The sequence below is a fragment of the Streptomyces sp. NPDC031265 genome, assembly GCF_055570295.1.
In genome coordinates, this window is record NZ_JBVIHM010000011.1 from 164,447 (window position 1) to 190,847 (window position 26,401).

The 26,401-nt window shown below is 73.3% G+C and carries 23 protein-coding genes; 11 read left to right on the plus strand and 12 right to left on the minus strand.

The window, feature by feature from the left end:
• Window positions 1-108: 108 nt before the first annotated feature.
• From ACZ499_RS19125 to ACZ499_RS19160, 8 genes are all read left to right on the plus strand, one after another.
• The gene (locus ACZ499_RS19125) at window positions 109-690 is read left to right on the plus strand and encodes a 2Fe-2S iron-sulfur cluster-binding protein (protein WP_468676362.1); all 582 of its coding nucleotides are present in this window, start codon (window positions 109-111) and stop codon (window positions 688-690) included.
• The gene (locus tag ACZ499_RS19130; protein WP_468676364.1) at window positions 687-1,679 is read left to right on the plus strand and encodes an FAD binding domain-containing protein; all 993 of its coding nucleotides are present in this window, start codon (window positions 687-689) and stop codon (window positions 1,677-1,679) included. The genes ACZ499_RS19125 and ACZ499_RS19130 overlap by 4 nt, the downstream gene beginning before the upstream one ends.
• Window positions 1,676-3,829, plus strand: coding sequence for a xanthine dehydrogenase family protein molybdopterin-binding subunit (locus ACZ499_RS19135; protein WP_468676366.1), 2,154 nt, complete (start codon window positions 1,676-1,678; stop codon window positions 3,827-3,829). Before ACZ499_RS19130 ends, ACZ499_RS19135 begins: the two co-directional genes overlap by 4 nt.
• Window positions 3,822-5,009, plus strand: a complete 1,188-nt coding sequence (locus ACZ499_RS19140) for an XdhC family protein (protein WP_468676368.1) — start codon at window positions 3,822-3,824, stop codon at window positions 5,007-5,009. The genes ACZ499_RS19135 and ACZ499_RS19140 overlap by 8 nt, the downstream gene beginning before the upstream one ends.
• Before the next feature lie 165 nt (window positions 5,010-5,174).
• The gene (locus ACZ499_RS19145; protein WP_468676370.1) at window positions 5,175-5,663 is read left to right on the plus strand and encodes a toxin; all 489 of its coding nucleotides are present in this window, start codon (window positions 5,175-5,177) and stop codon (window positions 5,661-5,663) included.
• Window positions 5,664-5,673: 10 nt separating this feature from the next.
• On the plus strand, window positions 5,674-6,888 hold the full coding sequence (locus ACZ499_RS19150) for an MAB_1171c family putative transporter (protein ID WP_468676371.1): 1,215 nt from the start codon (window positions 5,674-5,676) through the stop codon (window positions 6,886-6,888).
• Complete coding sequence (locus ACZ499_RS19155) at window positions 6,885-7,871, plus strand: DNA-binding protein (protein ID WP_468676373.1); 987 nt, start codon at window positions 6,885-6,887, stop codon at window positions 7,869-7,871. Before ACZ499_RS19150 ends, ACZ499_RS19155 begins: the two co-directional genes overlap by 4 nt.
• Before the next feature lie 85 nt (window positions 7,872-7,956).
• Entirely contained in the window at window positions 7,957-8,433 is a 477-nt protein-coding gene (locus ACZ499_RS19160; protein WP_468676375.1) for a DUF3574 domain-containing protein, read from the plus strand.
• Window positions 8,434-8,458: 25 nt separating this feature from the next.
• On the opposite strand, the gene ACZ499_RS19165 is transcribed toward ACZ499_RS19160, so the two are convergent.
• From ACZ499_RS19165 to ACZ499_RS19185, 5 genes are all read right to left on the minus strand, one after another.
• The gene (locus tag ACZ499_RS19165) at window positions 8,459-11,317 is read right to left on the minus strand and encodes an NHLP bacteriocin export ABC transporter permease/ATPase subunit (RefSeq protein WP_468676377.1); all 2,859 of its coding nucleotides are present in this window, start codon (window positions 11,315-11,317) and stop codon (window positions 8,459-8,461) included.
• 1 nt (window position 11,318) lies between these two features.
• Window positions 11,319-13,592, minus strand: coding sequence for an NHLP family bacteriocin export ABC transporter peptidase/permease/ATPase subunit (locus tag ACZ499_RS19170; RefSeq protein ID WP_468676378.1), 2,274 nt, complete (start codon window positions 13,590-13,592; stop codon window positions 11,319-11,321).
• On the minus strand, window positions 13,589-14,395 hold the full coding sequence (locus ACZ499_RS19175) for a hypothetical protein (protein WP_468676380.1): 807 nt from the start codon (window positions 14,393-14,395) through the stop codon (window positions 13,589-13,591). The genes ACZ499_RS19170 and ACZ499_RS19175 overlap by 4 nt, the downstream gene beginning before the upstream one ends.
• Window positions 14,396-14,469: 74 nt before the next feature.
• Complete coding sequence (locus ACZ499_RS19180; RefSeq protein ID WP_468676382.1) at window positions 14,470-14,697, minus strand: type A2 lantipeptide; 228 nt, start codon at window positions 14,695-14,697, stop codon at window positions 14,470-14,472.
• A 369-nt stretch (window positions 14,698-15,066) separates the two neighbouring features.
• Window positions 15,067-16,119, minus strand: coding sequence for a chitinase (locus tag ACZ499_RS19185; RefSeq protein ID WP_468676385.1), 1,053 nt, complete (start codon window positions 16,117-16,119; stop codon window positions 15,067-15,069).
• 195 nt (window positions 16,120-16,314) lie between these two features.
• Between ACZ499_RS19185 and ACZ499_RS19190 the strand changes: the two genes are divergently transcribed.
• A complete protein-coding gene (locus ACZ499_RS19190) occupies window positions 16,315-17,280 on the plus strand; it encodes a tellurite resistance/C4-dicarboxylate transporter family protein (RefSeq protein WP_468676387.1) in 966 nt (321 codons plus the stop codon).
• Between the two features lie 18 nt (window positions 17,281-17,298).
• On the opposite strand, the gene ACZ499_RS19195 is transcribed toward ACZ499_RS19190, so the two are convergent.
• The 3 genes from ACZ499_RS19195 to ACZ499_RS19205 all read right to left on the minus strand — a co-directional run bounded on the left by ACZ499_RS19195 (window position 17,299) and on the right by ACZ499_RS19205 (window position 19,151).
• Complete coding sequence (locus ACZ499_RS19195; RefSeq protein WP_385540114.1) at window positions 17,299-17,622, minus strand: cupin domain-containing protein; 324 nt, start codon at window positions 17,620-17,622, stop codon at window positions 17,299-17,301.
• A 146-nt stretch (window positions 17,623-17,768) separates the two neighbouring features.
• Complete coding sequence (locus tag ACZ499_RS19200) at window positions 17,769-18,467, minus strand: type 1 glutamine amidotransferase domain-containing protein (RefSeq protein WP_468409383.1); 699 nt, start codon at window positions 18,465-18,467, stop codon at window positions 17,769-17,771.
• A 174-nt stretch (window positions 18,468-18,641) separates the two neighbouring features.
• Window positions 18,642-19,151, minus strand: coding sequence for an Lrp/AsnC family transcriptional regulator (locus tag ACZ499_RS19205; protein ID WP_468409381.1), 510 nt, complete (start codon window positions 19,149-19,151; stop codon window positions 18,642-18,644).
• Between the two features lie 281 nt (window positions 19,152-19,432).
• Here ACZ499_RS19205 and ACZ499_RS19210 point away from each other — a divergent pair, with 281 nt between their 5' ends.
• Both ACZ499_RS19210 and ACZ499_RS19215 read left to right on the plus strand, forming a co-directional pair.
• The gene (locus ACZ499_RS19210) at window positions 19,433-20,947 is read left to right on the plus strand and encodes an FUSC family protein (RefSeq protein ID WP_468676473.1); all 1,515 of its coding nucleotides are present in this window, start codon (window positions 19,433-19,435) and stop codon (window positions 20,945-20,947) included.
• Between the two features lie 237 nt (window positions 20,948-21,184).
• The gene (locus ACZ499_RS19215; protein WP_468676389.1) at window positions 21,185-22,228 is read left to right on the plus strand and encodes a lactonase family protein; all 1,044 of its coding nucleotides are present in this window, start codon (window positions 21,185-21,187) and stop codon (window positions 22,226-22,228) included.
• A 92-nt stretch (window positions 22,229-22,320) separates the two neighbouring features.
• On the opposite strand, the gene ACZ499_RS19220 is transcribed toward ACZ499_RS19215, so the two are convergent.
• From ACZ499_RS19220 to ACZ499_RS19235, 4 genes are all read right to left on the minus strand, one after another.
• Window positions 22,321-23,247: a sirohydrochlorin chelatase gene (locus tag ACZ499_RS19220; RefSeq protein ID WP_468409377.1), complete on the minus strand. Its 927-nt coding sequence runs from the start codon at window positions 23,245-23,247 to the stop codon at window positions 22,321-22,323.
• Window positions 23,248-23,342: 95 nt separating this feature from the next.
• The gene (locus ACZ499_RS19225; protein WP_468676391.1) at window positions 23,343-24,428 is read right to left on the minus strand and encodes an N-acetylglucosamine kinase; all 1,086 of its coding nucleotides are present in this window, start codon (window positions 24,426-24,428) and stop codon (window positions 23,343-23,345) included.
• The gene (locus ACZ499_RS19230; protein ID WP_468409373.1) at window positions 24,425-25,102 is read right to left on the minus strand and encodes a uracil-DNA glycosylase; all 678 of its coding nucleotides are present in this window, start codon (window positions 25,100-25,102) and stop codon (window positions 24,425-24,427) included. Before ACZ499_RS19230 ends, ACZ499_RS19225 begins: the two co-directional genes overlap by 4 nt.
• A gap of 10 nt (window positions 25,103-25,112) precedes the next feature.
• Window positions 25,113-26,201 (minus strand): WD40/YVTN/BNR-like repeat-containing protein, encoded by a 1,089-nt coding sequence (locus tag ACZ499_RS19235; protein ID WP_468676394.1) that lies wholly within the window; start codon window positions 26,199-26,201, stop codon window positions 25,113-25,115.
• Window positions 26,202-26,401: the final 200 nt, after the last annotated feature.

A 26,401-nucleotide genomic window follows, 5' to 3' on the forward strand; every position in this document is an offset into this window, starting at 1 on the left:
ACACGGCCGGAGTGGACGGCTGGTGCACGCCCGACCGGCCTCTCGCACGCCGCGCAGGCCGCAGGTTTCCGATGGACGGCGCTTCACCCACGCGAGAGAAGGCTGCTCATGACGACCCCATCGACGTCCAGCGCCATCACCTTGAACATCAACGGCGAGAAGCACACGCTGCCCGTCGATCACCGCACCACCCTGCTCGACGCCCTGCGCGAGCGTCTGGATCTGACCGGTACGAAGAAAGGGTGCGACCAGGGGCAGTGCGGGGCGTGCACCGTACTGATCGACGGGCGCCGTGCCGTCTCCTGCCTCCAGCTCGCGGTGGCCGCCGAGGGGCGCGAGATCACCACCATCGAGGGCGTGGCGGACGGCGAGCAACTTCACCCCGTACAGCAGGCCTTCCTCGACCTCGACGGCTATCAGTGCGGCTACTGCACACCAGGGCAGATCTGTTCGGCCCTCGCCGTGATCGAGGAACACGCGGCGGGCTGGCCCAGTGCCGTGACCGCCGACGTACGGCCGGAGGCAGGAGTGCCGCAGCTGACCGCCGAGGAGATCCGCGAGCGGATGAGCGGCAACCTGTGCCGCTGCGGCGCCTATGTGTCGATCGTCGAAGCGGTGGCCCGGGCGGCCGAGGCTGCCCAGGCACAGCCGGCCCAGGGCCGTTCGGCCGGGACGGAGGCGGCGGCATGAGGGAGTTCGGCTACCGGCGCGCCCTCGACGTGCCCGGCGCGGTGGCGCTGCTCGGCGCCGACCCCGAGGCGCGCTTCCTCGGCGGCGGCACCAACCTCGTCGACCTGATGAAGTCCGGCGTGGAGCGGCCCGCGCTCCTCGTCGACGTACGTGAACTGCCCCTCGACCGGATCGAGGAGACCGAGGACGGCGGGCTGCGCATCGGCGCGACCGTCACCAACAGCGACCTCGCCGCCCACCCCGAAGTGCGCCGCCGCTACCCGGCGTTGGCGCAGGCGGTCCTGGCCGGTGCGTCGGGCCAGCTGCGCAACATGGCCACGGTCGGCGGCAACCTCCTCCAGCGCACCCGCTGCGGCTACTTCACCGACCTCGCCGCCCCCTGCAACAAGCGCGCCCCCGGCACCGGCTGCGCCGCCGTCGACGGCGATCACCACAACCACGCGATCCTCGATGCCTCCGCGCACTGCGTGGCCGTCCACCCGTCGGACATGGGGGTGGCCCTCGCGGCCTTCGACGCCGTCGTCTCGTACGAAAGGGCCGACGGGCCCGGCGAGTTGCCGCTCGGCGCGTTCTATCTGCCGGTCGGCGACACCCCGCACCGGGAGACCGCGCTGCCGCCGGGCGCGCTGATCACCGGGGTGACGCTGCCGCCCGCGCCGGTCGCCGCCCTCTCGCGCTACCGCAAGGTGCGCGAGCGTGCCTCGTACGCGTTCGCGATCGGCTCGATCGCCGCCGCCCTCGACGTACGCGACGGTGTCGTGCACGAAGTTCGCCTGGCCTTCGGGGCGGTCGCGTCCCGGCCGTGGCGGGCCCGCACCGCCGAGCGGGCGCTGACCGGGGGCCCGGCCAGCGCCGACGCCTTCGCCTCGGCGGCCGACGCCGAGCTCGCGGTCGCCGAGGCGCTGCCCCACAACGGCTACAAGGTGACGCTGATGCGCAACCTCGTCGTGGCCGTGCTCACCGAACTCGCCGAGGAGGCCGCCCGATGACCACGACCACCGGACCCAGCCGGGTCACCGGCGCCGTCGGCGCCGCCCACACCCGCGTGGAGGGCCGCGACAAGGTCACCGGAGCGGCCCGCTACGCCGGGGAGATCCCGTTCGCCGGCCTGGCCCACGGCTGGCTGGTGGTGTCCACCGTCGCGCGCGGCAGCGTCCGCTCGGTGGAGGCCGCCCCGGTCCTCGCCATGCCCGGCGTCCTCACCGTGCTGCACCACGGCAACGCCCCGCGCGTCGACGCCGACTACCAGGGCCTCCTCGGGCGGCCCGACCCGATCGTCGCGCTCTTCCAGAACGACCGGGTGCCCTGCGCGGGCTGGCCGGTGGCGCTGGTCGTCGCCGAGACCTCCGAACAGGCCCGGGAGGCCGCCGAGGCGCTGGTCGTGCGGTACGAAACGGAGCCGCACGACGTCGAGTTCACCCCGGGCGGCCCCGGCACGTACACCCCGGAGCCGCGCGAGTCCATGGAGACGGAGAAGGGGGACCTGGAGCGCGAACTCGCCGCGTCCGCCGTCGTCGTGGACGCGCGGTACAGCACGCCGGAGGAGCACCACAACCCCATGGAGCCGCACGCGGCGACGGTCCGCTGGGACGGTGGCCGGCTGGAGGTCTTCGACTCCAACCAGGGCAGCAAGTGGGTGGCGGACGAGCTCGCCAGGCTGTTCTCCCTCGACCCGGCCTCGGTACGCGTGCTGTCCGAGCACATCGGCGGCGGCTTCGGCTCCAAGGGCGTGCGCCCCCACCAGGTGGCCGCCGCGATGGCGGCGACCGTGCTCCACCGCCCGGTCCGCGTCGTTCTGACTCGCCGTCAGATGTTCTCGCTCGTCGGCTACCGCAGCCCCACGGCCCACCGGGTCAGGCTCGGCGCCGACGCCGACGGACGGCTGCGCGCCTTCGGGCACGAGGCCCAGAACGTCACCTCGACCGTCCATGAGTTCGTCGAGCAGAGCGCCGCGTTCGGCCGGGTGCTGTACGACGCCGACGCGCACCGCACCGCCAACCGGCTCGTCCGGCTCGACGTGCCGACACCGACCTGGATGCGCGCGCCGGGCGAGGCCCCCGGCTCGTTCGCCGTGGAGTCGGCTCTCGACGAGCTCGCCGAGCGGTGCGGCATCGACCCGATCGCGCTGCGGGCCCGCAACGAGCCGGCTGCCGGACCCGTCTCCGGGCTGCCGTTCGCGGGCCGCAGTCTGCTCGCCTGCTTCGAGGAGGGCGCCCGCAGGTTCGGCTGGGCGGAGCGCGACCCGCGTCCGGGAGTGCGCCGCGAAGGGCGCTGGCTGCTGGGGACCGGCACGGCGGCGGCCACCTTCCCCGCGGGCGCCGCCCCCTCCACGGCGGCCGTGACGGCGCAGGCGGACGGCACCTTCACCGTACGGATCACCGCGGCCGACATCGGGACGGGCGCTCGCACCGCGCTGACCCTGATCGCGGCGGACGCGCTGGAGGTCGAGCCCGGCCGCGTCCAGGTGCGGATCGGGGACAGTGACTTCGGCCCGGCGATGATCGCCGGCGGCTCGACGGGCACCCGCTCCTGGGCCTGGGCGATCATGGCCGCGGCGGCCGAGCTGCGCGAACAGCTGGCCCTGGGCGGCGACATCCCGCCCGAGGGCGTCACGGCGCGCTCGGACACCTCCGCCGCGATCGCCGCGCTGCCCCAGAAGGAGCGGCACTCGTACGGGGCGCAGTTCGCGGAGGTCGCCGTGGACCCCGCCAGCGGCGAGGTGAGGGTCCGGCGCATGCTCGGTATCTTCGCCGCGGGCCGGATCGTCAACCCGCTCACCGCACGCGGCCAGTTCATCGGCGGTATGACCTGGGGTATCTCCATGGCGCTGCACGAGGAGGCGGTCCGCGACCGGGCCTCGGGCGCCCACGTCGGGCCGGACCTCGCGGGCTACCACTTCGCCGCGCACGCCGATGTGCCGCGCATCGAGGCGGACTGGGTCGACGATCCGGACGCGGACGACCCGGTCGGGATCAAGGGCATCGGGGAGATCGGGATCGTGGGGGCCGCGGCGGCGGTCGCGAACGCCGTCTGGCACGCGACGGGCGTGCGCCACCGCGATCTCCCGATCCGCCCCGACCGCGTCCTGCTGGCCGGGACAGGGACCCGGACCGGGCCGGACGGGGGCCGAGGTGCTTGACATCGCCGGGGAACTGGACCGGTGGGCGCGGCAGGGCCGGGACTTCGCCGTGGCCACCGTGGTGGCCGTGGGCGGCAGCGCGCCGCGCGGCCCGGGCGCCGCGCTCGCCGTGGACGGCGACGGCGCCGCCATCGGCTCCGTTTCCGGCGGCTGTGTGGAGGCGGCGGTCTACGACCTGTGCGTCCAGGCGCTCCAGGACGGCGAGGCGGTCCGCGAGCGGTTCGGCTACAGCGACGAGGATGCCTTCGCGGTCGGGCTGACCTGCGGCGGGGTCGTCGACGTACTGGTCACGCCGGTGCGCGTGGACGCGCCGGACCGGGCGGTGGTCGCGGCGGCGCTCGCGGCCGCCGCCCGGGGCGGGGCCGCCGCCCTCGCCCGGGTGGTCGCGGGCCCGGCCGGACGCCTTGGCCGGGCACTGCTCGTACGCCCCGACGGATCGTACGAAGGCGGCCTCGGCGGGCTTGTGGGCCTCGACCGCGCCGCGGCGGCCGAGGCCCGCGCCCTGCTGGACGCGGGGCGCACCGGGGATTTCGGCCTGGCGGAGACCGGGGAGCGCTGCGGGGCGGGCGGGATCACCGTCTTCGCCGAGGCGAGCGTGCCGCCGCCCCGCATGATCGTCTTCGGCGCCGTGGACTTCGCGGCGGCCCTGGTGCGTACGGGCAAGTTCCTCGGCTACCGCGTGACGGTGTGCGACGCGCGCCCCGTCTTCGCCACCCGGGAGCGCTTCCCGGAGGCCGACGAGGTGGTGGTCGACTGGCCGCACCGCTATCTGCGGGGCACGGAGACCGACGGGCGCACGGTGCTGTGCGTCCTGACCCACGACGCCAAGTTCGACATCCCGCTCCTGGAGACGGCTCTGCGGCTGCCCGTGGCGTTCGTCGGCGCGATGGGCTCGCGCCGCACCCACGAGGACCGCGACCGCAGGCTGCGCGAGACCGGCCTCACCGAGCGCGAACTGGCCCGGCTGCGCTCGCCGATCGGCCTCGACCTCGGTGCCCGTACGCCCGAGGAGACCGCCCTGTCCATCGCCGCGGAGATCGTCGCCGCGCGGCGCGGCGGGACCGGAGTTCCGCTGACGGGCTCGCCCACACCCATTCACCATGACCCGGACGAAAGGGGCACCGGCACGGTTCTGCCCCACGCGGCCGAATGGAACTCACGTCAATCTTTCGCGAGTTGAGCGTATGGCATCATGGCCGCATTGTCCGCGGGGATCAGGGGCCCTGAATCACGGGCTCGTTGAATCAGTGAGGTCAATTCCGTGTTGCCTGACTCAGCGTTACCGTCACCGGGGGACCGTCGGCGCAGGCGCCGTCTCAAAAAGGTCCGCCATACCTGTGAGGCGATGCTCGCGGAGTGGGGCATGGAGCACGGCTGCGGCATCGAGGAACTGCACCGCTTTCTCAGCGTGCAGAACCGGCGGCCGATCCATCTGATTCCGATGCCGTTCCCCGAGCGCCATCTCTTCGGTCTTTGGCTGAAAATGGACGACTTCGACGTTATTGCTTACGAGAAGGCCGCATCGCAGTCACACAAAGAACACATCATCGCCCATGAGCTGGCGCATATCGCCTTCCAGCACCGCGGCTCCGTGAATTTCGACCGCGGTGACGCGGGACAGCTGTTCACCGGCGTCGAACCCGGCGTCGTCCAGAGCATGCTGATGCGCTCGCGCTACAGCGACGACGAGGAGCAGGAGGCCGAGACGATGGCCTCGTTGATCCTGGCCAGGGCCACCAAGCGGTGGCTCGAACCCGCCTGGGGCGTCCCGGACGAGGCCGCGGAGGTCGTCGCCCGGATCGAGAACGGTGTCGGGAAGCCGGACAACGGATGAATGACAACAGATGAACACTGTCTACGGATTCCTGGCGTGGGCCTGCGCCCTCGGCGGCCTCGCGGCGTTCGCGTACCGGCTGCCGGATCTGCTGCGCAGAAAGCACGACCCGGCCCTGTGGGCGCTGTGCACCTATTTCCTGTGCTCCGGGATCAGCTTCCTGGTCGATCTGGACGCCCTGCGGGTGCACATCTCGGCCCTCTTCGGGCGCCCCAACGTCACCTCGCTCATCGTGCAGGTGGCGGTGGTCGTGCTCACCGCGGCGCAGCAGGTCGTCCTCGTGTACTGGTCGTGTCCGCCCGAAGAGGCCCGGCGCAGGGCCCGGCGCCGGGTGCTGTTCTTCGGCGTCGCCCTCTGTGTACTCGTGGCCGCGTCGATCGCCGTCGGCCCGGTGACAAAGTCCAAAACGGCCACCTCGACGATCCTGCTCAGTATTCAGCACGGCGAATACGCGCTGTATATGTCGTTCTATCTGGTGATTTGTGCGATCGGTCAATTCGAGACCGTGCGGCTTTCCCTGCGGTTCACCAAGATGGCCAACCGGCAATGGCTCAAGGTCGGCATGCGGACGGTGACCCTCGGCGCGAGCCTGATCCTGGTCTACTGCGTCACGCGCAGCATCCAGATCGCCGGCACCAGGCTGCACTTCGACGGATCCGCCCTCGACCCCGTGCAGTGGTCGTGCGGCAGCATCGGGGCCCTGCTCCAGATCACCGGCTGGACCATCCCGTCCTGGGGGATCCACATCACCCGCGCACTCGGCTGGCTGCGCAGCTACCGCTCGTATCTGCGACTGCGGCCGCTGTGGTGGGCGCTGTACCAGGCGTCGCCGGACATCGCACTCGACCCGCCGCGGTGCTGGCCGCGCGACCTCATCCCGCCCCGCGATCTCCACTACGGCCTCTACCGGCGGGTCATCGAGATCCGCGACGGCCAGCTGATCCTGCGCACCTCGCTCTCCCTCGCGGACTTCGCGCGCGAGGCCCGCTCCCTCGATCTGCCCGAGGACCCCACCTCCCCGCTGGGCGAGGCGCTCCAGGTGCGGGCCGTGCTGAGCCGTCCGCCCGAGGAGCGGGCCGAGCAGGCCGACGCCTCCGACATCCCCGCACGGCCGCCGTACGAGGACTTCCGCGACGAGGTGGAGTGGCTGACCGAGGTGGCCTCCTCGTTCACCGCCCTCGCCCAGGGCCGGTCCCGGCGCTCCGAGGCCCGGGTCACCTCATGACCGGGCGGCCGTCCCGGGCCCCTTCGGCCCGCGAGGAGGCGTGCGCCGAGGACCCCGCCGCCCTCATCCCCGCGGCCCTGGGCGCGATCGAGCGCCTGGTCGCCCTGGACGCCTCACGCGGTGCCACGGCCGCTCTGCCCGCCGTGCGCGAGGCCCTGCGCCGCATCCCGCAGCTGTCGGCCGACCCCGCCCGGCTGCGCCGCAGCGACCGCGATCTGCTCGCCGCCCTCGCCGAGTTGAGCGAGGTGATCGGCTGGATCCTCTTCGACGCGGGCCACTACCGCCGGGCGCGCCGGATGAACGGGCGGGCCCTCGCCCTGGCGGAGCTCTGCGGCGACCGGGGCACCGCCCGGCTGACGCTGCTCAACCACAGCATGCTGGAGGCCCACACCGGCCGCCCCAAGGCCGCTCTGGAGACGGCTGCCCGGGTGGCCGGGCCCCGGCCCCTGCCCGCCCTGGTGGGCAGCCTCGTCCTGGTGCGCCGGGCGCACGCGACCGCCATGCTGGGCGGAAGCCGGGAAGCCGTGGCCCTGATCTCCCGCGCCCGCAGCCGCTTCCTCGACGGCGCATCCCCCGACGACCCGCCGTGGGCCTGGTGGATCGACCGGACCGAACTGCTCGGCCACGAGGGCTGGGTGCTGTCCCGGCTGGGCGCCTGGGGCCGGGCCGTCCCCCTGCTGTACGAGGCGGCCACCGCACCCGGCCCGTCCTACCGCCACCTGTTCACCGCTGAGCTCCTGTCCGCGCTGGTACGGGCGCGGGCCTGGGGCGAGGCGGAGGAGCTGATCGCGGAGGTCGCGCCCCGGGCCGCCGGGATCGGCTCCGTACGCACCACCGAGACGCTCGGCGCCACGGCGGTCCGGCTGCTCGCGAGCCCCGGGGCCCCGCCGAACCTGCGGGACGCGGCCGCCTTCCTGCGGGAGTCGCTGCCCGTCGGGCCCGGCGGCCCGGGTCCCCTGATCCCTCGGAACCACCCGGCCTGAGAGCCGCCCGTCCCGAGAACCACGTGTTCCGTGAACCACCCGTTCCGAGAACCACCCCCACCGCCCGTCGACAGACAGGACCCGCATGCTGCACGTTCGGATTTCGACGCCCGCGGCCGCCGCCCTCGTGGCGATCGCGCTCCTCTTCGCCACCGGGGGACCGGTGTCCGAGGTCGCCTACGGGACGGCCGCGCCCGCAGCCGCCACCGCGCAGGCCACCGAAGGCCACGGCAGCCCGTACGTCTCCACGCACCTCTACTTCGGCACGGGCCGCCACGACGGCAAACCGCCCATCACCGAGGAGGAGTTCATGAAGTTCGTCGCCGAGGTGGTCACCCCGCGCTTCCCGTCCGGCCTCACCCTCCAGGAGGGGCGCGGCCAGTGGCGCGACAAGGACGGCGACATCAACCGGGAGCGCTCGTACGAGCTGACGGTGCTGTATCCCGTCAAGGAGGCCCGCGCCCGCGACCGCGACATCGAGTACATCCGCCGGCTGTACTGCACGATGTACGAGCTGGAGTCCGTCGGCCGCGCCGACGTCCGGGCACAGGTCAGCTTCTGACGCATCGGCCCCGGACGGCGGCCGCCTACCTCAACTGCCGCCGCACCAGCTCGTGGAGCCGCCCGCCCGTGTCCGCCAGGAGCTCGGCGGGCGGCCCCTGCTGTACGACGCGGCCCTCGGACATCACGATCACGCGGTCGGCGTCCAGCACCGTGGAGAGCCGGTGCGCGATCACGACGCGGGTGGCGTCCAGGGCGCGGGTGCTCTCGATGACGACGCGCTGGGTCTCGTTGTCGAGCGCGCTGGTCGCCTCGTCGAAGAAGAGGATGCGGGGGCGCCGGACCAGGGCCTGGGCGATCATCAGCCGCTGGCGCTGACCGCCGGAGACGGCGCCGCCATTGGCGATCATGGTGTGCAGGCCCATCGGCATGCGCTTGATGTCCTCGGCGAGCCCCGCCATCGCGGCCGCCTCCCACACCTCCTCCTGGGTGAACGCCTCCGCGCCGCAGATGCACTCCAGGATCGACCCGCTGAGCGGCTGGGCGTGCTGGAGGACCACGCCGCACTGGCGGCGCACGGCCGCCCGGTCGAGCGCCGCCAGGTCCTGCCCGTCGTACAGGACACTGCCCGCGACCGGCCGGTCGAAGCCGATCAGCAGCCTCAGCAGGGTCGACTTGCCGCAGCCGCTGGGGCCGACGATCGCCACGAACTCGCCGGGCCGCACCGTCAGGGACACCTCGTCCAGGACCAGCGGACCGTCGTCGGTGTAGCGGAAGGAGAGGCCCCGGGCCTCGATCTCCCCGGACAGCGCGCCGGGCTGGGTGCCGGTGCCGCTCACCTCGGGCGCCTCGTCGAGCACCGGCTTGATCTGTTCGAACATCGGCAGTGCGGCGGCCGCCGACAGGAACGCCCCGGTGAGCTGGGTGACCGAGGTCAGCAGCATGGTCACGGAGGTGTTGAAGGTCAGGAACGCACCGGCCGAAAGAGACCCGCGCGCCGGGCCCGCGAGCAGCACGAACATCACCAGTGAACACAGCGGCAGATAGACGGCGTTGAGCACCGTCGTCACGTTCTTGATCCGGTCCGCCCGCTGCTGGAGCTCCCGGCTGCGGGCGAACTCCCGCGCCCACGCCCCGTACGCGAAGCTCTCCGCCGCGGCGACCCGCAGCTTGGGCAGTCCGCGCAGGGTCTGGAACGCCTGGTTGTTGAGCTTGTTGCCGAGCTCTACCAGACGGCGCTGCCAGCGCAGCTCCCAGATGCCCAGGGCGAGGAACACCGCCGCGATCACGGCGAGCATCCCGAGCGCGGTCAGGGCGAGCGGCACGCTGAAGCAGAGCAGCAGTACGAGGTTCATCGCACCGACCGTGCCCGCCTGGACCACGACCGGGGTCAGCCCGGACAGCACCCGGCGAATGGCGCTGACCCCCATCGCCGCGCTCGCCAGTTCACCGGTGGAGCGCTCGGTGAAGAACTTCGTCGGCAGCCTCAACAGCCGGTCCCACACGGCTGGTTGGAGCGTGCTCTCGATACGCCCCTCCATCCGCAGCAGGGTCAGGTTCTGCAGCAGTGAGAAGGCCGCCGCGACGACGCCGCTGACGATGATCGCCAGCGAGACCTGGGCGATGAGGCTGGTCTCGGCCCGCGGTACGTACGCCCCGAGCACCTGGCCGGTGGCGAGCGGCACCAGCGCGCCGAGCCCGACCGTCACCAGCCCGGCGAGGACCAGGTTGCGCAGATCGGGACGGGTGCCGCGGAGTCCGAACCGCAGCAGCCCCCACTTGCTCAGCGGCGTCTCGGGCAGCGGCCGGTAGAACATCGCAGCCCGCTGCTCGAACTCCTCGGAGTTGGCCGCGCCGACCCGGGTGCGGCGCCCGGTCGCCGGGTTCACCGCCTCGTACCCGCCGCGCCGCCACAGCAGGGCGACCGGCGTTCCGCTCGCCGCCCGGTGGCCCACCAGGGGGCCGGCGTTCTCGCTCCACCAGCTCCCGTCGAGCCGCACGGGGCGGGTCCGGATCCGGGAGGCGACCGCCACCTGCTCGACGGGGTCGATCCGCTCGCTCACCGCGCCGCTCCTGGACGGCTCCGTGAGCGTGATCCCGGCCGCGCGGGCGACGAGGGAGCACACCGCGTACGTGGCGTCGTCGCTCGCCCCGGCCGTACGCGAAGGCGCCCTGCCGGGGCGGCCGATGGAGGTCAGCAGAGCCCGGTCGGCCTCGTCGCGGACGGCCTCGCCCGCCTTGATGCCGGCCGCCGTGCGGTCCTCGTGGGCGCGCTCCATGCGCTCGATCCAGCGGTCGAGTGCGGACAGCAGCCGGTGCTGCCGGTTGACCATGCCCTGCCACAGCGCCCCGTCGACCAGCAGGTCCCCGGCCGCCTCGGCGCTGAACGCGGCGCCGTACTGGACGCTGCCGGGGGAGACCGGCAGCCACAGGACGTCGTCGTCGGCCACCGGCTCGTCGAACGTCGTACGGCCGTCCAGCGGCGCCTCGAACAGCACGCGCTGGCCGCGCCCCACACCGAGCGAGAAGGCGTGTTCGAGCAGGCTGAGGGCCTCGTCCCCGGTGTCGTAGTGGCTGCCGTAGCCGCCTTCGTACGCCACCGAATCGGCGTACGCGGACCGGTACAGCTCCCGCAGCGGGATCCGGCGCAGTACGCACTCGCGCAGGGGCCTGCCGATGAGGGTGTGCTGCGGTCCCTCCACCGGGCCGAGCAGGAGCGTGCCGGGTTCGAGTCGGCCGAGGAAGTGCCAGTGGCCCTGCGCCGCCGCGTCCACCGCGAACAGGTCGAGGGCGCCGCCCACGACGAGCCACAGCACCTGCGGCCCCTCCAGGGAGAAGCCGCGCAGACCGGTGCAGTCGACCTCCTGGCCGAGGCCGCCGAGGGCTGCCAGGACCGGGTCGTGCCCGAGCGCGCCGGGGTCGGCGAGACCGTGTACGGACGTCACCTCAGTGCTCCTTGACCAGCTCGGCGTACGGCCCGCCCGCCGCGAGCAGCTCCTCGTGGCGGCCGCGCTCCACGACGGCGCCGTGGTCCAGGACCACGATCTCGTCGCTGTCGCGGACCGTGCTCAGCCGGTGGGCGATCACGACGCAGGCGCAGCCGCGCCGGCGCAGATTGTCGATGATGACCTGCTCGGTCTCCGCGTCCAGGGCGCTGGTGACCTCGTCGAGGACCAGGACGCTGGGGCGGCGCACCAGGGCGCGGGCGATCTCCAGGCGCTGGCGCTGCCCGCCGGAGAAGTTGCGGCCGTCCTGCTCGACGCGGCCGTGGATGCCCCCCGGACGGCGGGCGACGACCTCGTACAGCGCCGCGTCCTGAAGAGCGGCGACGACCGCGTCGTCCGGAATCGACGGATCCCACAGCGCCACGTTGTCCCGCACGGTGCCCTCGAAGAGGAAGACGTCCTGGTCGACGAAGGAGACCGAGGCGGCGAGCGCGCTGCGGGAGATGTCCTCCAGGCGCTGCCCGTCGATGCGGATCGAGCCCTCCCACGGCGTGTAGAGCCCCGAAATGAGCCGGGACACCGTTGACTTGCCGCTGCCGGAGCCGCCGACGAGCGCCACCTGCTGCCCCGGCCCCACGGACAGCGAGAAGCCGGTGAGCAGCGGCGCGTCCAGCGGGCTGTAGCCGAACGTGATGTCGTCGAGCGTCACATGGCCTTTCAGTCTGCGGGTGCTGTGCTCCGGCTCGTCGCGCGTGTACAGCGCGTCCACCGGGAAGTTCTCCACGTCCTTGAGTCGGGCCACGTCGGCCGCGAAGTCCTGGATCCGTCCCGCCACCGAGTTGAGCCGGGTGACCGGCGCGGTGAAGCGGGTCACCAGCGCCTGGAACGCGACGAGCAGCCCGATCGAGAGGTGCCCCTCGACCGCCCGCAGCCCGCCGATCCACAGGATCAGCGCGCTGTTGAGCGTGGCGAGCAGCGGGGCGACGACACCCAGCCACGCGCTCGGCACCCCGAGGCGCTGCTGCTCCTCCAGAGTGGTGGCGTGCTGCCCCGCCCAGCGGCGGAAGTAGCCGTCCTCGCCACCGGTCGCCTTCATCGTCTCGATCAGCTGGAGGCCGGTGTACGAGGTGTTGGTCAGCCGGGCGCTGTCGGCCCGCAGCTTCTGGGTACGGGTGGCCCGCAGGCGTACCACCACGCGCATCGCGACCACGTTGAGGAGCGCGATGCCCACCCCGATGACGGTGAGCTGCGGGTCGTAGGTCCACAGCAGGAAGGCGTAGAGCAGCACCACGACGCCGTCGACGCCCGCCGCGGTGAGGTCGCGGGCCAGGGTCTCGGCCACCGCGTCGTTGGACTGGAGCCGCTGGACGAGGTCGGCGGGGCTGCGCTGGGCGAAGAACGTCACCGGAAGCCGGAGCAGATGCCGGAAGAAGCGGGCGCCGCCGAGCGTCGACGAGATGACGCGCCCGCGCAGCAGGTTGGCCTGCTGGAGCCAGGTCAGCGCGGCGGTGAGCGCCACCATGGTGCCCATGGCCGTGAACAGCACGCCGAGCAGGGAGGTCTGATCACCTATCAGGAAGGCGTCGATGTACGTACGGCTCAGCGCGGGCAGCGTCGCTCCGACCGCCACGAGCAGCAGGCTGGCGACGAGCGCGACCAGCATCGTGCCGGTGGTGCCGCGCAGCCGCGCGGGCAGCGCCCCGAGCACGCCGGGCCTGCGGCCGCCGCGCCGGAATCCGTCGCCGGGTTCGAGGACCAGGACGACACCGGTGAAACTGGTGTCGAAGTCCTCGGCGGGCACGAACCTGCGGCCCTTGTCGGGGTCGTTGATGTACACGCCCCGCCGTCCGAAGCGGCGGCCGATGCCGTCGTAGACGACATAGTGGTTGAACTCCCAGAACAAGATGGCGGGCGCGCGCACCTCCGCCAGCGCGGCGGGCTCCATCTGCATGCCCTTGGCCGTGAGCCCGTAACTGCGGGCGGCCTTCAGCACGTTGCTGGCCCGCGAGCCGTCGCGCGAGACGCCGCACGCGATGCGCAGCTCCTCCAGCGGCACATGGCGGCCGTGGTGCGCGAGCACCATCGCCAGCGAGGCGGCGCCGCACTCCAGGGCCTCCATCTGGAGGACGGTGGGGCTGCGCACGGTCCTCGCCCGCTTAGCCTTGGGCGCCTGCCGGGCACGGCGCCTGCCCGCCGGTGCGCTCTCGGGGCGGTGGCGGCCGCGGCCGGGGGGCGGGAGCTGCGGGGGTGCGGAGGAGGCGGGCGGTGCGGTCACGGGAGGAGCCAATCGAGGGGACGCTGGTCGGCCAGATGGACGGAGCCGGTGGCCGGGGTCATGGAGTCGACCGCGTACGGCGGGCCCTGGGCCGAGGACCAGCGGTAGCCGGACTTGGTGGCGGCCGAGCGGTCGAGCTCCACCAGGACCGCGACCGGCCTGCCCTGCCGCGAGAACTGCTCGGCGAGCTGCGCGTCGCCGAGGAAGGCGGTGATCCGCTCGCGGGTCTGGGCGCTGCGGCCGACGGCCGCCACCCTGCCCCGCAGCACCCCGTACTGCCCGCTGGGCACGGACTGCACGGTGAGGTCGACGGGCGCGCCCACCGGGACGGAGGCGCCACCGCCGCCCGGCACGTACAGCATCGCCATCAGCGGGTCGTCGGCGCCGCCGGTCCGCTCGACGCTGGCCACGTCCGCACCGAGCGCCACGACCGCGCCGATGGCGGCCCTGAGCGTGGTCAGCCGGCCCGCCGCGATGGCGCGGACGACCCGGTCGCCGCACTCGGTGCGGACCTTGAGCAGCGGCGCTCCGGCAGCGAGGGCCTCGCCCTCCTTGGCGAGCACACCGGTGACCTGTCCGGCCACGGGGCTCTGCAGGACGTAGCTGCCCTGGGCGTGGGTGAGGATGCCGGGCGCGCTCAGGGTGGAGGAGACCGATCCGGTCACCGCCCAGAAGCAGGCGGCGGCCATGACGGCCACGGTGACGGCCAGGACGAGCCGCCCCTGCGGGCGCGCGAAACGCACCGGCAGGTCGAGTTCCTCCGGTGACTGGAGCTTGGAAAGGGCCTGTTGACGAAATTGCACGGGACTCTGCCCTTACCTGGGTACCAATGCGGGAAGCCCCGGAACCGAGCGGGTTCCGGGGCTCGCGCGCAGTCTCAGAGACCGGCGACGAGGCCGGAGGCCAGGCCGGTGACGACGCCGGTGTTCACACCGGTGGCCGACTCGACCAGACCCGTGACCGAGCCCACGATGCCCGAGACCGGGAGGAGCGAGTCGGCGGTGCCGGTCACGTTGCCGAGCGCGGTGCCGACGAGGCCGCCGGACACGTTGTCGAGGTCGGCGTCGGAGATCTCGCGGGTCTCGACCTGGGGGGTGATGTTCATGGGGAAACTGCCCTTCATTCGGGGGGAATTCACTACGGAGAGCCCGTTGCCGGGGCTTCCGTATGGGGCAGGATCAAAGCACGCCGACGCCGTGCACAGCCAATCCACATCGGCCCTGATCAGGCATTCCTCACGATGCTTATTACCGCTGCGTGCAGAGGCGTTCATGGTTTGTGAGCAGCTTCTTCACGAGCTTCACTTCATGAATTCCCCGTACCCCGAAGTCCATTTGCTCAACTGGGACACTCCGGCTGTTAAGGCCCTCTCCGGCTGGTGCGGCCGACGTGCGCGGAGGGGTGCGGTGACCGGTCTGCGCACGCGGTGTGCAGGTTTTCGGAAGGTGGCATTCCGGTGCGCCGCGCCGGGCTGTCAACGCCCCTGCAGCGCCTTCACGTTGTTGCCGAAGGTCCAGGCCTTGGAGCCGTCCCAGTTGATCGACCAGGTCATCAGGCCCTTCAGCGCGCCGCCGTAGCGGTTCCACGCCTGCGACACCAGGCTCGGCGCCATATGGCCACCCCCGGCACCCGGCTGCGCGGGCAGACCCGGGACCTGCTCGTCGTAGGGGATCCTGACGGTGGTGCCCTGGACGACCAGGCCCTTGTTGAGGCAGTCGGTCTGCGCGGTGAAGCCCTGGACGGTGCCCGCCGAGTACGAGTCGCCGGAGCAGCCGTACATGCTGCCGTTGTAGTACTGCATGTTCAGCCACCACAGCCGGCCGTTGTCCGCGTATTTCTTCACGATGGGCAGATATGCGCCCCAGATCGACCCGTATGCGACGCTGCCGCCCGTGACGTACGCCGTCTCCGGCGCCATCGTGAGCCCGAAGTTCGACGGCATTCGGGCGAGGACGCCGTCAATGATGCGGACCAGATTCGCCTGGGAAGTGGAGAGTTGGCCGATATTTCCGCTGCCCACCAGACCGGTCTCGATGTCGATGTCGATTCCGTCGAAGTTGTACTTCTTGAGGATGGGGACGACCGTCGCGACGAACCTGTCCGCGACCGCGGCGGAGCTCAGGTCGATCCCGGCCGCCGCCCCGCCGATGGACAGCAGGATCGTCTGCCCGGACGCCTTGGCGGCGCACATCTCCGCCGGGGTGGCGACCTTCACGGTCGCGTCCATCCCGTCCTCCCACAGCGCCGTGCCGTCGGAGCGGATGACGGGGAACGCCGCGTTGATGACGTTGTAACCGTGCGCGGCGATACGGGAGTCGGTGACCGGGGTCCAGCCGAACGGCGGGTGGACGCCGTTGGAGGAGCCGTCCCAGTTCTCCCAGTAGCCCTGGAGCACCTTGCCCGCGGGCTTCGACTTCACCGCGCAGGTATCGCCCTGGGGTGCGGCGGGCGCGGCCGCGGCGGGCAGCTGCGCGGCGAGGGCCAGCGTCAGGCCGGCTCCCGCGAGACGTAACATCCGACCGAGCATGGGGGTACCTCCTGGGCTGTGGGGAACCTGGAGACGTACGGGTCCGGTTGCGGTACGGGGTCCGGCTGCGCCACACCGTAAAGTGGTCCAGACCTTCCGTCAATAGGTCTGGACCAAGCGGGGGCGGGTGTTCCCGGTGGTCCCCCTGGCGCATCCGGGTGGCGGGCCCGGCGGCCGCCGCGTACCGATGGCACGGTGACCCGTCCTCCCGGCCCCTGGTGGGCCGAACTCCCCCCGGCGGCCGGCTCCGCCGTCATGGCGACCGGCATCGTCTCCATCGGCCTGCACCTCGTCGGCCACGAGACCTTCTCGCGCGCCGCGCTGGGGCTGACCGGCGCGGTGTGGCTGGTGCTCGCCGCCGACTTCTCGGTCCGGTTCCTGCGCGACCGCCCGCGCTGGCACGCGGAGGCCGACACCCCGCCCGCGCTGACGGCCGTCGCGGCCGCGGCCGTGCTCGGCACCCGGCTCTCGGCGCTCGGCTGGCAGACGGCAGCCGCCGCCCTGCTCGCACTGGCCACCGCGCTCTGGCCCGGACTGCTGTACTCGGTCGTACGCCGCTGGAAGCGGCGGATGCCCGGCGGGGCGTTCCTGGTGTGCGTCGCCACCCAGGGGCTCGCGGTGCTCGCGGCCACGCTCGCGGCCATGGGCGAGGGCGACTGGCTGGCCCGGTCGGCCCTCGTCGTCTTCGGCCTCGGGGTGCTGCTCTACGGGGAGGCGCTGGTCCGGTTCGACTTCCGCCAGGTGTGGACCGGGGCGGGCGACCAGTGGATCGCGGGCGGCGCACTGGCGATCTCGGCGCTGGCCGGCTCGAGACTGACCGCGTCCCCGCTGTGGACCGGAAACGCCCACCAGGCCCTGCGCACGGCCACCCTGATCCTGCTCGGCCTCGATCTCGCCTGGTACGCCATCCTGCTGACGGCGGAGGTGGTCCGACCCCGGCCGCACTACGACGTACGGCGCTGGGCCACCGTCTTCCCGCTGGGGATGGCGGCCGTGGCCGCGCTGTCCACCGCCGCCGCCGCGCACGTCACGGGGCTGCGCACACTGGGCGTGGTGCTGCTCTGGGTCGCGGTGGCGGCATGGCTGCTGACTCTGGTCGGCTTCCTGGTGACCAGGCGGGCGGGGGAGCGGGACGGCCACCGGGAAACAGTGCCTCGGTGACCGCCCCGGACCCTGCCGCTACTCCACGGCGGTGACGGCCGTCAGGAGCACCGCCGAGTCCTCCAGTGCCAGCAGGCCGTGGCGCTCCTGGGGGATCTCGCAGAGCTGGCCCGCGCGGAGCTCCTTGTTGCCGCTGTTCGACGTCAGCCGCACATGGCCGCGCAGCACCTGGAGGGTGGCCGAGAGCGGCGCGTTGTGCTCGTCGAGCTCGGAGTCCGAGGTCAGCGCGATCACGCTCTGCCGCAGCGCGCCGTCGTGCACGATGAGATGGGCGCTGCGGCCGTGCGAGGCGAGGTGCGCCTTGGCCAGGTGCTCCTCCGCGAGGGCTGCGAGGTCCTGCATGGGTCTACCCCCTTGCTGGGCTTGCTGAGCCGGATGGCCGTGCTCCGATTCCGTACGGCGTCTTCCGCACGGGCGTCGCCCTCAAGACTTCCGGCTCCCGGGCGGGACGCAACTCGGGGGCCGGAAGCAGCGAAGTCCCCGAGGCGTCAGGCGGCCAGCCGCTTCAGGAGCTCGGCGGCCAGCGGACCGGCGGAAGCCGGGTTCTGCCCGGTCACCAGATTGCGGTCGGTGACCACGTGCGGGGCCCACGGCTCGCCCTCCTGGAAGTCGGCGCCGAACTCCACCAGACGGTCCTGGAGCAGCCACTTCGCCTTGTCCGCGAGGCCCGCCTGGGTCTCCTCGGCGTTGCTGAAGCCGGTCAGCCGGTAGCCCGCGAACGCGTTGGAGCCGTCCTCGCCGGTCGCGGCGAGCAGCGCGGCCGGGGCGTGGCACACCACACCGAGCGGCTTGCCCGAGGCGAGCGCGTCGGTCAGCAGCCTGCCGGAGTCGGCGTTGACCGCCAGGTCCTCCATCGGGCCGTGGCCGCCGGGGTAGAACACCGCGTCGTACGCGTCGAGGTCGACCTCCTCCAGCTTCACCGGGCGCCGCAGCTCGTCCATCGAGGCCAGCGTCTTGGCGACCCGGTCGGCGTTCTCCTGGCCGCCGTTGACCTCGGCGGCGAGGCTGCCCTTGTCGACGGGCGGGACGACCCCGCCGGGCGTGGCGACCACGATCTCGTGGCCCGCCCCGGTGAACGCCTCGTACGGGGCCACGGCCTCCTCCGCCCAGAAGCCGGTCGGGTGCTTGCTGCCGTCGGCGAGCGTCCACTGGTCGGCGCCGGTCATCACGAAAAGGATCTTTGCCATGTCACATGTCTCCGAGGGGAGTCGGGCCGGCCCGGATGCCGGGCGGCCCGGGAAAGGTGCGGGCTGCGGCGCCGCGGGCCCGGTGGCCCGTCGCGCCGATGTCCTCGAACGTAGACCCGTCTTCGTTGGGCGGCCAATGGAGAACCCCATGGCAGGTATGGGAAATCCGATGGGTCAGCGGGAATGCGCGCCGACGCCGGTCTCCTGCTGCGCTCCGGCGGCCCGCCCCACCGCCTCCACCAGCGGCAGCAGCCGGTGCGGCACCCGCTCGCGCAGGGCCACCTCGGTGCGGGTGCGCACCACGCCCGGGAGCTGGATCAGGCGCTGGATGACGTCTTCGAGATGACCGGCGTCGCGGGCCACGACGCGCGTCAGCAGATCGCCGCCGCCGGTGATCGAGAACGCCTCGACGATCTCGGGAACGGCCGCGAGCGCGTCGCCCACCTCGTTGAGACGGCCCTGCGTGACCTCGACGTGGACGAAGGCGAGGACGGGGTGGCCGAGGGCCGCGGGGGAGAGGAACGGGCCCGTCCCGGTGATCACCCCGTCCCGCTCCAGGCGGTCGAGCCGCGCCTGGAGCGTGCCGCGCGCGATGCCGAGCAGTCGTGCGTACTCGCGCACGCTGGTGCGCGGCCGCTCGATGAGGAGCCGCAGGATCCGGGTGTCGAGTGCGTCCACCGCCATGGTCCGTTGGTCCCTTCCTGGTCCTGAAGTACGCGATTCAACTGTACCAATGGCTCAGTCGAAACGGGGCCAGTTGAGCCAGTGTCACTGCGGATGCTTTCCTCTGTACGTAGCAAGCAGATGGCGCTGCGCAGCGCCGGGGCGGCGACGACGCCGGTCCCGGACCGCGGCGCCTTTGCCATGTCCGAAGCCGTTGCGCGGCCGTTGTACGCCCGCGCACCGGCAAGCCGAAGAGGGTGTCTGCTCCAACGAAGGGGGGCGCGGCGACCGCCGTGAAGAGGATGTTCGTGGCTCCGGATCCGGGGCTGTTGCGACTGAGGGTCTCCGTACGCGCCGTCCTGGGGATCAGCCTGGCGGTCACTGCCGCCGAGCTCTGCGGCATGTCCCTGCCCGCCTCCATCACCGCGGGCCTCGCCGCGCTCCTCGCGCTCTTCACCGTCGGCGACGCCACCGTCCGGGGCCAGGCGCTCACCACCGCGCTCCTCCCGGCCGTGGGATTCCCCGTACTCGCCCTGGCCACGGCCCTGCACGGCACCCCGCTGCTGCGCGACTCCGCCTGGCTCGCCGTGGTCTTCGCGGGGGTCTACGCCCGGCGCTGGGGCCCGCGCGGCCACGCGCTCGGCATCTTCGGTTTCATGATGTTCTTCACGACCCAGTTCCTGCACGCCGTCCCGGCCCAACTGCCCGAGCTGTACGGGGCGATCGCCCTGGCGATCGCCGCCTCGGCGCTGGTCCGCTTCGGCGTGTGGTGCATCGAGCGGCGCACCCCGCCGCCCGCCGCACCGGCCCCGCTCAGCGGCCGGGGGCTGGCCCGGCCAACCACCCGCCAGGCCTTCCAGGCGACGGCGGCCTGCGCCATCGCGGTCGCGGTGGGCCAGTTCCTGTCGGACGAGCGCTGGTACTGGGCCGTCGGCACAGCCTGGTGGATCTTCGTGAACACCGCGTCGCGGGGCGAGACCCTGGTCCGCGGCTTCCGGCGGGTGCTCGGCACGGTCGCGGGCATCGTGGCCGGTCTGCTCGTCGCCCTGCCGCTGCACGGCGCGCCCGCGCCGACGGCCGCGCTGGTCGCCGTCTGCGTCTTCGGGATCTTCTACACGGCGGCGCCGTCGTACAGCTGGATGATGTTCTTCGTCACCGTCATGGCCGGACTGCTGTACGGCCTGCTCGGCGTGCTCCACCCCGGGCTGCTCGTGCTGCGCTTCGAGGAGACCGCGGTGGGCGCCCTCGGCGCGGCGGCGGCCGTCGCGCTCGTCCTGCCGGTCACCACGCACGCGGCGACCGACGCCTGGATCCAGCGCGCGCTGCACTGCGTACGCGGCTGCACCAGCGCGGCGACCCGCCGACTCGCCGGGGACGACGGCGCGGACCCCGCGCCGCACGCCGCCGAGCTTGAGCTGCTGCTCGGCCGCGTCCGCCTCGCGCTGGCGCCGCTGGTCCACCCGCTCAGCCCGCTGAAGGGCCGCAGGTCGCGCGCCCGGCAGATCATCGCCCTGCTCGACGACTGCGCCCGCGAGGTACGCGGTCTGGCCACCGTGGCCGCCGACCCGGCCGCCTCGCACGACGCCCGGCTGACGGCCGCGTGCGACCGGGTCGAGGCGGCGGTGGAGGCCCTGGTGACTCCGGCGGCGCACGCTTCCGCGGTCTCGGCGGCCCCGGCCTCGTCCGCGGCCGCCGAGCCCCACCACCACCCCGCCGCCGAGGCCGCCCTGCGCCATCTGCACGCCCTGGAACACGCCCTCGCGGCCCTGGCCACGCCTCTGCGCACTTCGCCCCGGGCACCGGCGCTCACGGCCTGACCAGGGGCGTTGCGGGAACCGCCTCGCACCCCGGCCTTCAGGGCTTGTCCGGCGCATCCCGCGAGCCCGTCCCCTACGGCCTGAGCCTCGGGCTCGTAGGGGGCGCACCCCGCGCCCGACCTCCGCGACACGACGAGCCACCCGCACCCCTCATTTGGTCTAGACCGCCTGCTACGGTCGCCGCAGTCGGCGCCGGGGCCAGCCCCGGTGCGCAGTCGCGCGGAGAGGGGTAGCACGGTGGCCGAGAGCAGCGCCGGGCGGGCATTCATCGGGTCGTTCACCACGGCGGGCGGGAGGGGAGTGACCGTCGCCGCCGTGGACGCGCTGACCGGCGCGCTCACCGCGCTCGGCGCCACCGACGCCCTCCCCGACCCCTCGTTCCTGGCCCTGTCGGCGGACGTCACGGTGCTGTACGCGGTGGGCGAGAGCGAGCACGGTACGGCCGCCGCCTTCGACGTCACCGGCGACACCCCGGTCCCGCTCGGCGAGCCGGTGCCGGTGGACGGCGCCGCCCCGACCCACCTCGCGCTCGCCGCCGGCCACCTGGTGACCGCCAACTACACCTCGGGCAGCGTCACCACGCTCCCGGTGGGCCCCGACGGCCGCCCGGGCCCCGCCGCGTACGTCCTCAAGTACCACGGCTCCGGCCCGCACCCCAAGCGCCAGAGCGGCCCGCACGCCCACCAGGTGCTGCCCGACCCGAGCGGGCGCTGGCTGCTGAGCGTCGACCTCGGCACCGACTCCGTACGCGTCTGCGCGCTCGACCCGGCGACCGGCGTCCTGCGCCCGCACGGCGAGACCGCGCTGCGCCCCGGCACCGGCCCCCGCCACCTGGCCTTCCACCCCGACGGCCGCCACGCGTACGTCCTCAACGAGCTGGAGCCCACGCTCGTCGTGTGCCGCTGGGACGCCGCCGCGGGCACCCTGGAGCCGCTGGGGGAGACCCGGGTGATCCACGACGGCGTGACGACCGAGACGTTCCCCTCCGAGGTCGTCGTCGCGCGAGACGGACGGTTCCTCTGGGTCGCCAACCGGGGCCACGACTCCATCGCCACGCTCGCGCTCGACCCCGACGGCGAGCACGCCGTCTTGGTGGCCACCGTGGACTGCGGCGGGCGCTGGCCGCGCCATCTGACCCTCGACCCCTCGGGCCGCCGCCTCTACGCGGCCAACGAGCGCTCCGGCGACGTCACCTGGTTCGACCTGTACGAGGAGAGCGGCATCCCGCGCCGGGCGGGCTCCGTGCCCGCCCCCGCGGCCTCGTGCGTCGTCTTCGGCTGAGGGGCACTCTTCCCGTACGCGCGAAAGGGCCCGCACCCTCGCCGGGTGCGGGCCCTTTCGCGTCACAAGTGCGCGTACGGGTACCGGGTACGTCAGTGCACGGGGGAGCCCTGCGGCTGCGGCGTGATGCCCAGCGCGGCCGCGTACTGCGACAGCACGAGCTTGCCGATCGCGGGGTAGGCGCCCAGCGGCTCGGCGGCCAGGCAGTCGGCCTCCTTGGCGGCGGCGTCGAGCAGCCCGTCCGCGACCTCGGGGCCGATCAGGTACGGGGCGACCGCGAGCTGCACCGAGCCGGAGCCGCGCAGCTGCTCGGCCATGGCGGCGATCGAGCCCTCCTGGTCGAGCGCGGCGGCCATCACGGGCACGGCCAGCCGGGCGGCCAGCAGCATGCCGGTGATCCCGGCGGCCTGCACGGCCTCCTCGCCGCCGACCGTCGCCAGGATGATGCCGTCGGCGGCGGTGGCGACCGTGAACAGCCGGGCGCGGTCGGCGCGGGCCAGACCGGCCTCGGAGAGGCGCACGTGCAGGGCCTCGGCGAGCAGCGGGTGCGGGCCGAGGACGTCGGTCAGCTCGGCGGCGGCGCGGCTGTCCATGACGGCCTGGCGCACCCGGCGGATCAGGGCGCTGTCGGGGCCCGCGAGCAGCGGCACGACGACGGCGACGGGGCCGTCGGGGGCGGCCACGTCCTGGCCGGCGGCACGGGCCTGCTCGTAGCGGGCGGTGCGCTCGGCGGCGGCGTGCGCGAGCACGGCGTCGAGCGGGGGGAACTCCATGGACGCGGCGTCGGCGTCCAGGTAGCCGATCCGGGCGTCGAGGCCGGGCAGCTCGGAGCGCGCGATGCTGATGACTTCCTCCGCCAGGGCGCGCACGGCGGGGGAAGGAGTACCGGGAACGGCGAGGACGAGCGCGGGCGCACCCTCGGGAGCGACCACCGGCTCCGGGCGGCGGTGCCGCCCTGGCTGGCGGGGTCGCGGCATTCGTACAGGCAGGCCGGATGCGGGCCCAGTGGGGGAGCTCATGGCCCGGCATGCTACTGGCTTTGCGCGCGCGGGTGTTCGGGGAGGGGGCAGGTGAGCGGTATCTGTCCGTATTTATCCCACGAGTGACATTGCCCTCAAGTGTCCTGCTCTGTCGTGACCCACAACATGCGCGGATGGTGCGGCAGTCGCAGCTCCTCGCGGGCCAGCGCGGAGGCGATCAGCAGGGCTCCGGCGAGCGGATCTGCCGCCGCGGGGACCGTGCGCGCAGACGGCAGCAGGGCGGCGAGCTCCTCCCGTACGGGGACGAGCAGCGGATCGCCCAAGTGGAACAGGCCGCCGGTGAGCGCCACTTCGCATTCGCTCACACTTTCGCTCGCGCGTTCGCCAACCGTTCGGTTCGCGCCGTCACCGTCGAACAGACCGAGGGCCGTGTGGCCGCCCCCGCCCCCGCGCCCGGCGGCCCCGTCGGGGCACACCGCGGCCGCCGACTCGGCGATGTTGCGGGCCGCCTCCCGCAGGATCGACGCCGCGACCGCGTCGGACGCGGCGCAGCGCGCCACTTCGGGCGCGAACGACGCCAGCACCGCGGGCCGGTCGGTGCGCGGATACAGCAGCCCGGGCAGCTCCGGCGCCGGGCCGAACAGCGCCTCGGCCCGCTCGCGCAGCGCGGCCGAGCCACCGCGTCGGCCGTCGTGGGCGCGCATCGCCGCTTCCAGCCCCGCGCGGCCGATCCAGGCACCGCCGCCGCAGTCGCCGAGCAGATGGCCCCAGCCGTCGGCCCGCCGCCACCGCGTCAGATCCGTGCCGAGCGCGATCATTCCGGTGCCGGCCGCGACCACCGCCCCGGGGCGCTGGCCGAGTGCTCCCGCGTACGCCGTCACGGCGTCGGCGGCCAGCGCGAGGCGGCGCACCCCGAACGCGCCGGCGAGCGCCGCGGGCAGCTTGGCCCGCAGGTCGTCGCCGAGCGAGGCCATCCCGGCGGCGCCCACGGCCACCGCAGCCACCCGATCCGCGCCGGTCCGGCCCAGCAACTCCAGTGCGGCGGGCACCAGTTGGCCGAGCAGATGCCCGGCGTCGATCCCGGCGGGGCCGGTCCGTACCGGCTCGTCGGACGCCAACACCTCGGCCGGGGCACCCGCTTCGGCCCGGCCGAGCGCGAACCGCACCCCGGACCCGCCCGAGTCGACCCCGAGTACCCAGGCGTCGCCGCCGGCTGTCACGGCAGGCGCCAGTCGACCGGCTGTGCGCCCTGCCGGACCAGGAGGTCGTTGGCGCGGCTGAACGGCCGCGACCCGAAGAATCCCCGGTCCGCCGACATCGGGGAGGGGTGCGCGGACTCGATCGCGGGGAGCTCGCCGAGCAGCGGGCGCAGATTGCGGGCGTCGCGCCCCCACAGCACCGAGACCAGCGGGGTCCCGCGCGCGGCCAGCGCGCGGATCGCCTGCTCGGTCACCTCCTCCCAGCCCTTGCCGCGGTGCGCGGCGGGCTTGCGGGGCGCCGTGGTCAGCGCCCTGTTCAGGAGCAGGACGCCCTGCTGCGTCCAGGGCGTCAGATCCCCGTTGGCGGGCCTGGGCAGCCCCAGGTCGGTGTGCATCTCACGGAAGATGTTCTCCAGGCTGCCCGGCAGCGGACGTACCTCGGGGGCGACCGAGAAGGAGAGCCCGACGGCGTGCCCCGGCGTCGGATAGGGGTCCTGGCCCACGATCAGGACCCGTACGTCCTGGAACGGCTGCTGGAAGGCCCGCAGCACATGCTGTCCGGCCGGGAGGTAGGTGCGCCCCTGCGCGATCTCCTGACGGAGGAAGTCGCCCATCGAGGCGACCTGTCCGGCCACGGGCTCCAGAGCGTCCGCCCACCCGGGCTCGACGATCTCTTTCAACGGTCGTGCTGCCACGGCCGTCACTCTACTGGCGGATCACCGCCGCCCGTACGCAGAGGACGTCGGGCAGGTGCGAGGCGAGCAGGCTCCAGGTGTCCCCGTCGTCCGCGCTCGCGTACACCTCGCCGTTGCGGTTTCCGAAGTACACGCCCGCCGGGTCGGCGTCGTCGGTGCACAGGGCGTCGCGCAGCACCGTGCCGTAGTGCGCCTCGGAAGGCAGTCCGGCCGACAGCGGGTCCCAGGTCCGGCCGCCGTCCTCGGTGCGGAAGACCCGGCACTTGTTCTCGGCCGGGACCCGGTCCGAGTCGGCCGTGATCGGGAAGAGGTAGGCGGTGTCCGGGCGGCGGGGGTGGGTCGCGGCGGCGAATCCGAACGTGGACGGCAGGCCCTCTCCGATGTCCTGCCACCGCTCGCCGCCGTCGTCGCTGCGGTAGACGCCCCAGTGGTTCTGCAGGAACAGCCGGTCCGGGTCTGCCGCGTCCTGCGCGACCTTGTGCACGCACTGGCCGAACTCGGGGTGCTGGTCGGGCAGGAAGACCGCCGACACGCCCTTGTTGGCGGGCGCCCAGCTCTCGCCGCCGTCCCGGGTGCGGAAGACCCCGGCCGTGGACACCGCGACGGTCACCGCCCGGGCGTCCCGGGGGTCGGTGACGATGGTGTGCAGGCCCTCGCCGCCACCGCCCGGAACCCACTGCGAGCGCGTCGGGTGCTCCCACAGCGGGCGCACCAGGGCGAAGCTCTCGCCGCCGTCCTCGGAGCGGAAGAGCGCGGCCGGTTCCGTCCCCGCGTAGACCACATCGGGTGCCTCCGGGCCCGCCGGGTGCAGCTGCCACACCCGCTCCAGCGACCTGCCGGTGAACTCGGGGAACTTCACGGCCGGTTGGGGTGGCTCCACCCAGGTCTCGCCCAGGTCGTCCGAGCGGAAGACGGAGGGCCCCCAGTGCGCGCTGTCCCCGCCGACGAGCAGTCGGGGAACCGTGCGCCGGGTGTCGATCGCGATCGAATAGACCGCCTGGGCATTGAAGTGCGGACCCCCGAACCGCCAGTCGCCGCCGTGCCTGCGGCCGATGAACAGTCCCTTGCGCGTCCCCACAGTGAGCAGTACGTCGGTCATCCCGACCCCTCCAAAACGCCGTTGTCCCGGATAGTGGCCAGTCTGCACCCGACCACTGACAGCGGCCCCCGCAGATGGCGTCCACGCAGGTCGGAGGGCGTGGGAGGGCCCTGCGAGGTCATCCGGGACACCCACGGCGCCACCCGTCCGGCCCGCCCGGGCCGCATTCACCCGTACGAGAGCGGAGCAGCCATGACGGG